The 9,480-nt window shown below is 43.7% G+C and carries 20 protein-coding genes; 17 read left to right on the forward strand and 3 right to left on the reverse strand.

Annotated features, from left to right (window positions below):
• Both B5J94_RS06765 and B5J94_RS06770 read left to right on the forward strand, forming a co-directional pair.
• On the forward strand, positions 1 to 501 hold the full coding sequence (locus B5J94_RS06765; protein ID WP_062498428.1) for a hypothetical protein: 501 nt from the start codon (positions 1 to 3) through the stop codon (positions 499 to 501).
• Positions 498 to 1,187 (forward strand): hypothetical protein, encoded by a 690-nt coding sequence (locus tag B5J94_RS06770; protein ID WP_062498427.1) that lies wholly within the window; start codon positions 498 to 500, stop codon positions 1,185 to 1,187. Before B5J94_RS06765 ends, B5J94_RS06770 begins: the two co-directional genes overlap by 4 nt.
• Positions 1,188 to 1,258: 71 nt before the next feature.
• Here B5J94_RS06770 and B5J94_RS06775 read toward each other — a convergent pair whose 3' ends face one another.
• Positions 1,259 to 1,459 carry a hypothetical protein gene (locus B5J94_RS06775; protein ID WP_062498426.1) on the reverse strand — a complete coding sequence of 67 codons (201 nt, stop codon included), beginning with the start codon at positions 1,457 to 1,459 and terminating at the stop codon, positions 1,259 to 1,261.
• Positions 1,460 to 2,058: 599 nt separating this feature from the next.
• Between B5J94_RS06775 and B5J94_RS06780 the strand changes: the two genes are divergently transcribed.
• From B5J94_RS06780 to B5J94_RS14165, 14 genes are all read left to right on the forward strand, one after another.
• Positions 2,059 to 2,379 (forward strand): hypothetical protein, encoded by a 321-nt coding sequence (locus B5J94_RS06780; RefSeq protein ID WP_062498425.1) that lies wholly within the window; start codon positions 2,059 to 2,061, stop codon positions 2,377 to 2,379.
• Positions 2,380 to 2,388: 9 nt separating this feature from the next.
• Positions 2,389 to 2,640, forward strand: a complete 252-nt coding sequence (locus B5J94_RS06785; protein ID WP_062498424.1) for a hypothetical protein — start codon at positions 2,389 to 2,391, stop codon at positions 2,638 to 2,640.
• A complete protein-coding gene (locus B5J94_RS06790; protein ID WP_062498423.1) occupies positions 2,637 to 2,822 on the forward strand; it encodes a hypothetical protein in 186 nt (61 codons plus the stop codon). Before B5J94_RS06785 ends, B5J94_RS06790 begins: the two co-directional genes overlap by 4 nt.
• Positions 2,812 to 2,946, forward strand: a complete 135-nt coding sequence (locus tag B5J94_RS15005; protein ID WP_255216916.1) for a hypothetical protein — start codon at positions 2,812 to 2,814, stop codon at positions 2,944 to 2,946. The genes B5J94_RS06790 and B5J94_RS15005 overlap by 11 nt, the downstream gene beginning before the upstream one ends.
• Positions 2,947 to 3,010: 64 nt before the next feature.
• Positions 3,011 to 3,517, forward strand: coding sequence for a siphovirus Gp157 family protein (locus tag B5J94_RS06795; RefSeq protein ID WP_062498422.1), 507 nt, complete (start codon positions 3,011 to 3,013; stop codon positions 3,515 to 3,517).
• Between the two features lie 72 nt (positions 3,518 to 3,589).
• Positions 3,590 to 4,219: a hypothetical protein gene (locus tag B5J94_RS06800; protein WP_062498421.1), complete on the forward strand. Its 630-nt coding sequence runs from the start codon at positions 3,590 to 3,592 to the stop codon at positions 4,217 to 4,219.
• Positions 4,220 to 4,221: 2 nt separating this feature from the next.
• Positions 4,222 to 4,443 (forward strand): hypothetical protein, encoded by a 222-nt coding sequence (locus tag B5J94_RS06805; protein WP_062498420.1) that lies wholly within the window; start codon positions 4,222 to 4,224, stop codon positions 4,441 to 4,443.
• Between the two features lie 3 nt (positions 4,444 to 4,446).
• Positions 4,447 to 4,734 carry a hypothetical protein gene (locus B5J94_RS06810; RefSeq protein ID WP_062498419.1) on the forward strand — a complete coding sequence of 96 codons (288 nt, stop codon included), beginning with the start codon at positions 4,447 to 4,449 and terminating at the stop codon, positions 4,732 to 4,734.
• Positions 4,735 to 5,001: 267 nt separating this feature from the next.
• Positions 5,002 to 5,514 (forward strand): single-stranded DNA-binding protein, encoded by a 513-nt coding sequence (locus B5J94_RS06820; protein WP_079364017.1) that lies wholly within the window; start codon positions 5,002 to 5,004, stop codon positions 5,512 to 5,514.
• 68 nt (positions 5,515 to 5,582) lie between these two features.
• Positions 5,583 to 5,966: a DUF6948 domain-containing protein gene (locus B5J94_RS06825; protein WP_062498417.1), complete on the forward strand. Its 384-nt coding sequence runs from the start codon at positions 5,583 to 5,585 to the stop codon at positions 5,964 to 5,966.
• The gene (locus tag B5J94_RS06830) at positions 5,950 to 6,258 is read left to right on the forward strand and encodes a hypothetical protein (protein ID WP_062498416.1); all 309 of its coding nucleotides are present in this window, start codon (positions 5,950 to 5,952) and stop codon (positions 6,256 to 6,258) included. The genes B5J94_RS06825 and B5J94_RS06830 overlap by 17 nt, the downstream gene beginning before the upstream one ends.
• Positions 6,259 to 6,531 (forward strand): hypothetical protein, encoded by a 273-nt coding sequence (locus B5J94_RS06835; protein WP_062498415.1) that lies wholly within the window; start codon positions 6,259 to 6,261, stop codon positions 6,529 to 6,531.
• Positions 6,518 to 6,895: a DUF551 domain-containing protein gene (locus tag B5J94_RS06840; protein ID WP_062498414.1), complete on the forward strand. Its 378-nt coding sequence runs from the start codon at positions 6,518 to 6,520 to the stop codon at positions 6,893 to 6,895. Before B5J94_RS06835 ends, B5J94_RS06840 begins: the two co-directional genes overlap by 14 nt.
• A 4-nt stretch (positions 6,896 to 6,899) precedes the next feature.
• On the forward strand, positions 6,900 to 7,157 hold the full coding sequence (locus B5J94_RS14165) for a pyocin activator PrtN family protein (protein ID WP_062498413.1): 258 nt from the start codon (positions 6,900 to 6,902) through the stop codon (positions 7,155 to 7,157).
• Position 7,158: 1 nt separating this feature from the next.
• Here B5J94_RS14165 and B5J94_RS06850 read toward each other — a convergent pair whose 3' ends face one another.
• On the reverse strand, positions 7,159 to 7,506 hold the full coding sequence (locus B5J94_RS06850; protein ID WP_079364020.1) for a tyrosine-type recombinase/integrase: 348 nt from the start codon (positions 7,504 to 7,506) through the stop codon (positions 7,159 to 7,161).
• A 92-nt stretch (positions 7,507 to 7,598) separates the two neighbouring features.
• A complete protein-coding gene (locus tag B5J94_RS06855; protein WP_062498411.1) occupies positions 7,599 to 8,318 on the reverse strand; it encodes a hypothetical protein in 720 nt (239 codons plus the stop codon).
• Between the two features lie 145 nt (positions 8,319 to 8,463).
• On the opposite strand from B5J94_RS06855, the gene dusA reads away from it, so the two are divergent.
• Positions 8,464 to 9,435 (forward strand): tRNA dihydrouridine(20/20a) synthase DusA, encoded by a 972-nt coding sequence (gene dusA / locus B5J94_RS06860; RefSeq protein WP_062498410.1) that lies wholly within the window; start codon positions 8,464 to 8,466, stop codon positions 9,433 to 9,435.
• Positions 9,436 to 9,480: the final 45 nt, after the last annotated feature.

The following is a 9,480-nucleotide window of genomic DNA, read 5'->3' on the forward strand; positions in this document are numbered from 1 at the left end:
ATGGGTAGTGAACGATTTTATAATGTGGCAGTCAATGAATTATCCGTATATTTACAAATGTCAAAAATAGTAAGTCAAGACATTATTTTTATCCACGAACCCAGACAGTCCAAAAAATCGCCCTATGGCTATCATCATTGGGAAAGTAGCTATATGTTGTCAGCAGACACCAACGACACGATAGACGGCTTATTTTTACACCTAAAATCCCAACTTATCTATGATGAATGGTATCACTCATTTGCCCTAGCTTATCGACATGATCGTGTTAGAAACATCATCAGACAGCTTGAAGTTTATCCACCCGATTATCCGAGCCATAGGGAAAATGACATTACATTTTTTGGCACGCACATACACGAGATGACCCACGCCCACCAAGACTTACCACAAGGGCATGACCGCTACGGTTGGCATGACTGGATAGATTATTTTTGTGCTTGCACTCACATCACCATTCAAGGTAAAATAAATGCCCCAAACGAAGGGTTATTGTTATGAATAAGCATGACTTCTTACAGCATGGTTTGCACGTCATAGAACGCCCAAACCACCTTATCATCACCACACCACAGACGTTCACTAGTGGCGACCCTGCTCATTTTTGCGTGCGTCCTTCTGGTATGGGTGTGATATTTTGTGATTATGGCATGACCCATAACGCCCTAGAATTATCCTTGCCCGACCCCAGTCAGGCAAGCGACATTATCCGCAAGAACCTAGACAAGCTGGGCGGCTCTATCCATTTTACCGATTATGCCTTGCACGCCGAGACCACCACCGCCCAAACAGGGCAAGTCATTGGCGAGTTTTTAAATATTTTTGCCCTACTGACCACCTACCGCCCAAAGACAATCCACGAGCAGGATGTGGACAGCATCATGGACGGCATACGCCACTATCTTTTACAAAGATTTGGGGCTTTTGAAGAAAAGGTAAAATTTAGGGGTTTATCTGGGACGGATTATCGGTTTGATTTTGCTGTCAATGACCATGTATTTGAGTTTGTCCAACCAAAACCCCAAGCCACAGGGCAACTGCTTAGAAAAATCCATGACGTACAAGCCATTCATGGCGATTTGGTGTTTAATGTGTTCATGGACGACAGCGACAAAAAGCATTTTGACAAAGAAAGCCGTATTTTGTCTGGTCTGTGCAACATCAAACCTACCAGTATGGTTGCCTAAGGATATCCCACTAGATATCCCTGCCACTTATCCGCACACCACCGCCCCCAATCGGGGGCTTTTTTATTGCCCTATTCACATTCCTTGCTATGAGCCAAAAGGCTTGCCTTAACCGCCTTAGCGACCGAACCATATCGCTCGGTAAGCTTGTCAAGGGCATCTAGGGCTTCTTGGTCTTTTGGCATAAACTGTACTGTGGTAGAACGCAGGGCTTTGGCGTTATAGTTGGCTTTGGCTCGTTTGGTGTATTCGGTGTTTTGGTAGTTTGACATTAGGTATTCCTTATGCTAATATGATAGTTAATGTAAGGGGTGAGCGGTGTTTCCTATCCGCTCTGCCATATCATCGGCTTTTGGCTAATGACTTAGGCATTTATCTTAGTAAGCGGGTAAGCTATACAAGATAAAGACCGCAACGATTAAAAGTTTTACCAGAACTCTCATATCGTTTCTCCTTACAGGGTAGTCGCTGGTTTTGCTTAACAGGTCAGCGATTTAACCTACAAGGCAAGGCTTGCTCCCTTGCCTTGATATTTATATTATATCCTATCCAGTATATAAAATCAAGCATTTTTAAAAAATTTCCGCCTGTTGGGCGGTTTTTTTATGCCCATCTTTTACCGCCTATCTTTAAAATAATACCTTTTATCATAAATATCGTTTTAAAGATAAAAAATATCCTTATAACGCTTAATAAATATCGTTATAAGGATATAATATCCCCATCAAGACGGAACGACCGCTTGAACACTATTTAACAGTTTGCAGTTAGGAAACCGTGCGATATAACGGAACCAAGCTAATCAGCCATTGGCAACTTGTCAGCATTACTTACAAGTTGCCAATCACGGATTAACTTTTAGGAGAGCATCATGATTGATGAAATCAGCCCAAGCCATGCGATTGTCGCACTAAACATATTAGATGAATGTATCTGGGCAGAGCTAAGCCTAGACCATGAGTGCGAGCGGATGTGTGATGATGATTACACCCGTGAGTACTTTTGGAACCAGTACCACCCCATCATTACCGACATACAGGGCATAGACGATGACGGGGAGTACTACCCCATGCCATATCATCTGGCAGAGATTATAAAAGAACGCCTTGATTGTGATGAGTTTTATGATGCTTATCAAGGCTGTTTTGATGACAATTTTAAATGGGGCGAGAACACGTCCCGATATTACTAAGGAGCAGGTATGATACTTATCGCAGAATTAACCCCAAAGGGGCAAGAATGTAATGCCGTCCACGTTGAAGCGGACGTAACCGAGTATGACGAACACACGGTCATTCACACCGCTAAGCTGTGTTTTAATCGGTTTGCCGAGATAGCACTAGATTTGGATTTGGTGGAAAATCAAGACTTGGTTAAAAAAGCGTTTAGCAAAAAATGTTACTTGCCCCTATTGGAGCATGAAGTGGCAGGATATGAAAAGGAATACGCATGAAGCTATCAGATTTGATTGGCGGGGCGATAGCATATATCGCCCTTGTGGTTATCGTGTATCAGTGTATCTTTGGCTGGGCACAGCACACGGCAGATGATAACAGCCGTGTGGCACAAGAAACTTATATCAGCCCTAGCGACCAAGTGGCAATCGAACTTATGGAGAAAAAAGATGAACGATAGAGACTATCAAGACTACTTAGACAGCTTGCCAGATGATATGCAAGCGGAGATGGAAAGCGACTACTACGAGTATGAACGCTATCTGCACGAGACAGAGCAAGAGTTTGATGAATTGCCGTTTTAACCCACGATTGCCAAAAGGTAGTTGGCAATCGTGGATTAAACCGAATTTGAACAGGAGTATTTTTATGAATATTTATCAAATCCAAGAAAACATCAGCGAGCGTTTAGAACGCTTGCAAGAACGCTTAGACAATGGCGAACTGCCACCACCCGATGACGGCGAAGTGCAGGAGCTTTTGGGGTTGATAGAAGGCGATTTGGCGGACAAATTAGAAGCCTATCGTTATGTGGTTTTAAACAAAAAAGCCAAAGAAAAATCCTACAAAGAAGAAATCGCCAAGCTCCAACAGGGGAAAAAGACGGTTTCAAACAGTCTTGACCGCCTAGAAAACGCCATTTTTATGGCGATAAAAGCAAGCGGACAAAAGAAATTTGAGTTTGATGTTGGCTCGGTGGCAATCCACAAATCATCCGAAAGCGTTCGCATTGACATTGACCCCAAGCACCTGCCGCCCAAATTTCAAAAGGTAACGGTAGAAGCAGACACCACCGCCATTAAGAAGTTTTTAAAAGATGGTGGCGAGATTAAAGGCGTAACACTGGTGCAAGGCGAGCATTTAAGAATTAAATAAACCCTTTTGCAGGGCGGTATTTCACACCTTGACCGCCCTGCAATCCTTTTTAAGGTGTGTAAAGGTGTGAATATGGATAATTTATCTATCTGGAATAAGGTTAAGCAAGTACCGCCCCAATTTTTAAAGCCAATCGGCTTTGGAAAATTAAAGGGCAAATCAGACATTAACCCCCAATGGCGGTTGATGGCGATGACACAAGCCTTTGGAGCGGTTGGTCATGGTTGGAATTACCGCATTGTTAGAACTTGGAGCGAGCCGCACCCCAACGGCTCTGTGATGTGCTTTGCCGAAGTGGCAGTACAAACAAAACTTGATGGCGAATGGGGCAAAGAATTTAGCGGTATTGGTGGCTCGGAAATCATTGAGAGCAACAAAAACGGCTTACAGTCCAATGATGACGGCTACAAAATGGCGGTAACAGACGCCCTAAGTGTAGCATTTAAAGCCGTTGGTGTGGCAGGGGATATTTATTTGGGCAACTTTGACGGATCAAAATATGTCTCTGACTTATCCCAAGCCTTTGATGAGCCGATTAGTCAAGATGACTATGATAGCCTAATGGAAAAAATCAATAGCTTGTCCGAACAAGGCAGAAATACAGTCGCTAATGCCTTAAATCAAAGAAAATTGAAATTGTTAGACTTGCCAAAATCACAGTTAAGTGAGTTTTGGGGGTTTTTGAATAGCGTAGGAGCTTAATCATGAAGCAAAAATTTAAAGTGGGCGATTTGATTTATTGTCCTTCCAAGACCAACCATAATCTTAACTTAGACAACAGCTTCATCGAATTAATCAGTAAAGTTAATCAATTTTACTGGGTATTCATGCACGAAGATATTAGTTGGTCATATGCTCAACCTATCAACCTTAAAACACTCAAAAAAATTGTCGATTATATCGATGGCGAGACAGTGACGGAGTGAGTGATGAGCTACCCACTTGATATTGAAAAAGAAACTATTGAATTGCAAAAATACCCCAATATGGAGCATGGTGTTATTAGTGAACCATGTGTTGTCTTAACCAATAAAGGGCGGGTTGCAATAGCTGAATTTACGATACATCAAGATAATAATGGCAAAATTTGGCACTGTTGGCACCAATTAACCAACCCACGCTTGAACGATGATAAAGACGGCGTGGATTTTGATAATGCTGTTGGTATCGATGTTGTCCAATGGCAATTTATTAATTTTTTTGGAGAAAATAAATGAAAAACGAACCTACCACCCTACCACATGACGGCATGAGCCGATTAAGCCAATCGGAGTGAATTATGAAAAAATATATCATCATTGGATATATCGGCATCCTATTGTCAATCATATCTTTTGTATACATGTTCTTATTGTTATTGGGTCAAATTCACCCTACACAAAATCAAAATATGATTTTCGTGGTTATTATTAGCTTATCGTTACCGTTACTTAATATGGCTATTAACGGTATTGACCGTCATAAACGCAAAACAGGAGTAAATCATGGCAAGTATCAATAAAGTCATCATCGTGGGTCGCTTAGGTCAAGACCCCGAAATCCGCCAATTCCAAAATGGCGGTCAAGTCGCTAATCTGTCCATTGCTACAAGTGAGCGTTGGACAGACAAGCAGACAGGCGAACAAAAAGAAGCCACCGAATGGCATCGTGTCAGTCTGTTTAACCGCCTAGCAGAAATCGCAGGGCAGTATCTGCATAAGGGCAGTTTGGTGTATATCGAAGGCAGTTTGCACACTCGCAAATACACCGACCAACAAGGCATAGAGCGTTATAGTACCGAAGTGCGAGCCAATCAAATGCAAATGCTACCATCAGGTCAAAACAACCAACAGCAAGGCTATCCACAACAGGGGCAAAACACCGCCCCACAGGGACATGGGCAAAACGGCTTTACAGGTGGCATTCCCAATGAGTTCCAACCGCCCCACTATCAAACAGGACAACCCCCTGCCTTTCCGCCCCAAAATCAAGGCGGGCAAAACATGGGAAAGTGGTAACGCCCCCAAGTGGGGCATATAACATGCCGTTTTAACAATTAATTTTTTTCGCAACAAAGGTAAAACCTATGAACATCGACAACCTAACCTTGGGTCAAATCAAACAAATCCAAGCTTTGCTTGGCAATCACAGCACGCCATCGCAAGACGGACTAAATGCCATGCTTGGCAAAAAAGTCATTATCCGCACCTACTCAGCAGGGGTGTGGTTTGGCGAGCTTGAACAAAAAGCAGGCAATGAAGTCATCATAAAAAATGCCCGCAGAATGTGGAAATGGTGGGCAAAAGAAGGTATTAGTCTATCCGCTTGTGCATTGTACGGCATCAAACACAACGACTCAAAAATCGTAGAAGCAGTAGATAGTGTATGGCTTGAAGCGATTGAGATTATCCCTTGCACCGATGTTGCTATCAACTCATTGGAGAGTGCCCCCCATGTCCAAGCTCAATAAACCTGTTAGTAATGACTATGGCTGTGGCTATGGCAATGGCTATGGAGACGGCTATGGAGACGGCGACGGCAATGGCGACGGCTATGGAGACGGCTATGGAGACGGCTATGGAGACGGCGACGGCAATGGCGACGGCTATGGAGACGGCAATGGCTATGGCTATGGAGACGGCGACGGCTATGGAGACGGCTATGGAGACGGCGACGGCAATGGCGACGGCTATGGAGACGGCTATGGCTGTGACTATGGCGACGGCAATGGAGACGGCAATGGCTATGGAGAGAGATGTTAAATGATTTTTGGCAACAGCTTTGGCAGTTTTGGAGGATTGATTATGTTTATTGCAACTGCATTATATAAACAGCTAACCACAGAAGTGATGGGGTTAGAACAAAATATTTACTTAGCAAATAGTCAAAGACTAGGGTTTTTTCCAGTTTTTGAGACAAAAGAACAGGCGAATAATTTTGCAAAAGATATGCTTATCGCACAGGGCATTGAAGTGAATATTATTGAGATTGATAAATTTGGTAAAGTTTTGGGGGTGGATTATGAACAAACCTAAATATTTCTCAATCACTTATGACATGTCCAAACTATCCGATGACGAACAAAAAGCCGTGATTGCCGAAGCAAGCTCGCTTTTTGCTCGTCAAAAGGCGGTGTGTGCAGGGTGGGAAAGTTTTGTTGATAATGGGTGGATAAGTGTTGATAATACACCGCCAGAAGATATTGAATTATTGTTATACCACCCAGAAATGAATAAAACCGTCAAAGGATATTATGCTGTTGATAACACCCCTATTACCGATGATGACGGCAAAGAATATGCTTACTCCCATTGGTTTGATGATGAGTATGGCAGTTTTGCATGGGAATTTGACGAGATTAGTCACTGGCAACCCCTACCACAACCGCCAAAGGAGTGATGAGATGACAACCATGCAACTACTTGCCATGCAATACGGTTTTAAAGCGATGATACCGCTTGAAATTGTCGCCAAAGATTATTTAACTGACATCTCAAAAACCGAGCTACACCGCAAAGCCAAGGAGCAAAAATTTGGCTTTGCGTGCGTAAACACAGGCACGGACAAACGCCCACGCTATCTTGTTCCGCTTGAAAATTTGGCGAGCTGGCTTGACAGCACCAAGAAAGAGACGGAGCTAGACCACCGAGCCATGCAGTAGCCTATATCTTATCCCCACCACGAGTCATCTCGTGGTTTTTTATTGCGTTTTTTAGGGCTTCGTCAAATTCTAGCACCGCAGGGCGGTCGGTCAAATTAGTATAGCGTTGCAAACTACCCCAACTCTCATGCCCTGTTACTTGTTGCATTTGGGGGATTGTCAGCCCCTGCTCCGCCAAACGTGTGGCGGCTTCATGGCGTAAATCATGAAAACGCAAATCTTTAATGCTGAGCAAGTGGCACGCATCTGTAAAAAACTTTGATATGCTTTTGCCTGAGAACGGCAGTAATAGGTCGGTGTTTTGCGTCCCGTTTTTTTGTAGGCGGTCTTGTATTTGGTTGTTTTGCAGGGCATGATGACAGCCAGTGCTGGTTTAGGCACTTGTGGTTTTTTGTGGTTACCTGCCGAGCCTTTGGGATTTTTCATATCTCTGACAGTACATCAATGCCCTTGCTCCGTCTCATAAAAATCTGATAATCTAAGCTCTACAAGCTCCCCTTCACGCCTACTTGTGTAAATGGCAAGCCACATGACTAGGTGCATTGGGCATTGTTTGATAGGGTGTTTTTTGGTGTGATACTCGCTGTAAAAATGGTTAGTCAGAGCTTGCAATTCGTCAGATGTGGGCAGTCGTGTCCGCTTCGTTGACTCTTTGATTTTGCGGGCATAACGCAAACCCAAGATTACATCTTCAAAATCTGCCAAATTTACATCCATGCCACGCACCATTTTGGCATATCGCAGGACGGCACGCAGGGCGACAATGTCCCCGCTTAGAGTCTGGGGTTTGACTTTTTTCAATCGCTCTTCGGCAAAATTGGCAAAATCTGCCTTTTTTAATTTACTCACATATTTTGCCCCAATGGGCTGTTTTGCGATAAATAAAATACTCATCTTGTGCGAGCGTCCAAACTCATTGCCCACGTTGTCCAGATAAAGCTGGGCAATGTCGGCAAATCTCATGTCGTCCGTGGGCGTGGTGTGCAGGCTGTCGGGGTTGAGCTCAATCTCGGCTTCACGCTTTTTTAGCCAACTCTCTGCTAAATTTTTCTTGCTAAATGTGCGACTTTCGCTATACTTAACACCATCTTTGTTGATTCTGATAGCAACACGATAGCGTGTTTTGCCGTCTTTTGTTTTGCGTTCTGTAATTGTACCCATATTTACACCATTTTCAAAGATATTTTCATGGTGTAAATATGGTACAATACAATCACACAAAAACGCAAGTATAAACAAATAAAAACAAATTAACACAAGACAAAATTTATGATTAAACCATTAAATTTTAAGAGATTTTTACCAAATGATTGATTTTAAAGAAAATAAGCGTATCAGCCTTGCCCCTATGATAGACTGGACGACAGCCGACTTTCGCTATTTTGCTCGTCTGTTTAACCAATATATACATATATACACCGAAATGATAAGCACGAGTGCCATTTTAAAGGGTGATACTGAGTATATTTTGCGATATGGTGACAGTGAACACCCTGTGGTGTTACAGCTTGGTGGGTCAAGCCCTAGCGAGATGGCACACTGCGTACAGATTGCCGATAAGATGGGCTATGATGAATTTAATATCAACGTTGGTTGTCCGTCCGACCGTGTTCAGCACAACAAAATCGGGGCGTGCCTGATGGCAGAGCCAAACATCGTGGCGGATATGGTGCGTGCAATGAAAGATACGACCGACAAGCCCGTTACCGTCAAGCATCGCATTGGCATTGATACGTTTGACAGTTATGAGTTCATGCGTGATTTTGTGGGGATTGTGGCGGACGCTGGTTGTACGCACTTTATCGCCCATGCTCGTATCGCATGGCTTAACGGCTTATCCCCCAAAGAAAACCGAGAAATTCCGCCCCTACGCTACGATGATATTTATCGCCTAAAGACAGAATTTCCACATCTTTTTATAGAAATCAATGGCGGTGTGGATACTCTTGATGACATCAAAACCCACCTAGCTCATGTGGACGGCGTGATGATAGGGCGGGCGTTTTATCATAATCCCATGCTCATGGGGGCGTGCAATGAACTGTGGGGCGAGCCTACGCCTACGTACCGTGAAATCCTAGAAAATCTCTACCCTTATCTTGAAAAACGAGCCGAACAAGGGGCGAATTTGGCGACCTTGACACGGCATTATTTGGGGCTATTTCAGGGCTTGACAGGGGCAAGGAAATGGCGACAGGATTTGAGCGGTAAGCGACATCTCAGCTTGGACGACATTAGACGGGCGGGCGAGAGCGTGCTTGGGTTAAATGGGCTGTGATGACACACATCGCCCAACCGTCACTTAGCCGTTACTAAAATTTGC

Origin of the sequence: Moraxella lacunata (assembly GCF_002027545.1) — a bacterium.
Classification (GTDB): domain Bacteria; phylum Pseudomonadota; class Gammaproteobacteria; order Pseudomonadales; family Moraxellaceae; genus Moraxella; species Moraxella lacunata.

What these genes read in the sequence shown, in the direction of transcription:
- B5J94_RS06790 (WP_062498423.1), top strand. Translation starts at nt 2,637, where the DNA reads ATGAAGCTATCAGATTTGATTGGCGGGGCGATAGCATATATCGCCCTT.
- B5J94_RS06805 (WP_062498420.1), top strand. Translation starts at nt 4,222, where the DNA reads ATGAAGCAAAAATTTAAAGTGGGCGATTTGATTTATTGTCCTTCCAAG.
- dusA (WP_062498410.1), top strand. Translation starts at nt 8,464, where the DNA reads ATGATTGATTTTAAAGAAAATAAGCGTATCAGCCTTGCCCCTATGATA.
- B5J94_RS06775 (WP_062498426.1), bottom strand. Translation starts at nt 1,459, where the DNA reads ATGTCAAACTACCAAAACACCGAATACACCAAACGAGCCAAAGCCAAC.
- B5J94_RS06785 (WP_062498424.1), top strand. Translation starts at nt 2,389, where the DNA reads ATGATACTTATCGCAGAATTAACCCCAAAGGGGCAAGAATGTAATGCC.
- B5J94_RS06825 (WP_062498417.1), top strand. Translation starts at nt 5,583, where the DNA reads ATGAACATCGACAACCTAACCTTGGGTCAAATCAAACAAATCCAAGCT.
- B5J94_RS06780 (WP_062498425.1), top strand. Translation starts at nt 2,059, where the DNA reads ATGATTGATGAAATCAGCCCAAGCCATGCGATTGTCGCACTAAACATA.
- B5J94_RS06770 (WP_062498427.1), top strand. Translation starts at nt 498, where the DNA reads ATGAATAAGCATGACTTCTTACAGCATGGTTTGCACGTCATAGAACGC.
- B5J94_RS06840 (WP_062498414.1), top strand. Translation starts at nt 6,518, where the DNA reads ATGAACAAACCTAAATATTTCTCAATCACTTATGACATGTCCAAACTA.
- B5J94_RS06795 (WP_062498422.1), top strand. Translation starts at nt 3,011, where the DNA reads ATGAATATTTATCAAATCCAAGAAAACATCAGCGAGCGTTTAGAACGC.
- B5J94_RS06855 (WP_062498411.1), bottom strand. Translation starts at nt 8,318, where the DNA reads ATGGGTACAATTACAGAACGCAAAACAAAAGACGGCAAAACACGCTAT.
- B5J94_RS14165 (WP_062498413.1), top strand. Translation starts at nt 6,900, where the DNA reads ATGACAACCATGCAACTACTTGCCATGCAATACGGTTTTAAAGCGATG.
- B5J94_RS06800 (WP_062498421.1), top strand. Translation starts at nt 3,590, where the DNA reads ATGGATAATTTATCTATCTGGAATAAGGTTAAGCAAGTACCGCCCCAA.
- B5J94_RS06830 (WP_062498416.1), top strand. Translation starts at nt 5,950, where the DNA reads ATGTCCAAGCTCAATAAACCTGTTAGTAATGACTATGGCTGTGGCTAT.
- B5J94_RS06820 (WP_079364017.1), top strand. Translation starts at nt 5,002, where the DNA reads ATGGCAAGTATCAATAAAGTCATCATCGTGGGTCGCTTAGGTCAAGAC.
- B5J94_RS06810 (WP_062498419.1), top strand. Translation starts at nt 4,447, where the DNA reads ATGAGCTACCCACTTGATATTGAAAAAGAAACTATTGAATTGCAAAAA.
- B5J94_RS06765 (WP_062498428.1), top strand. Translation starts at nt 1, where the DNA reads ATGGGTAGTGAACGATTTTATAATGTGGCAGTCAATGAATTATCCGTA.
- B5J94_RS15005 (WP_255216916.1), top strand. Translation starts at nt 2,812, where the DNA reads ATGAACGATAGAGACTATCAAGACTACTTAGACAGCTTGCCAGATGAT.
- B5J94_RS06835 (WP_062498415.1), top strand. Translation starts at nt 6,259, where the DNA reads ATGATTTTTGGCAACAGCTTTGGCAGTTTTGGAGGATTGATTATGTTT.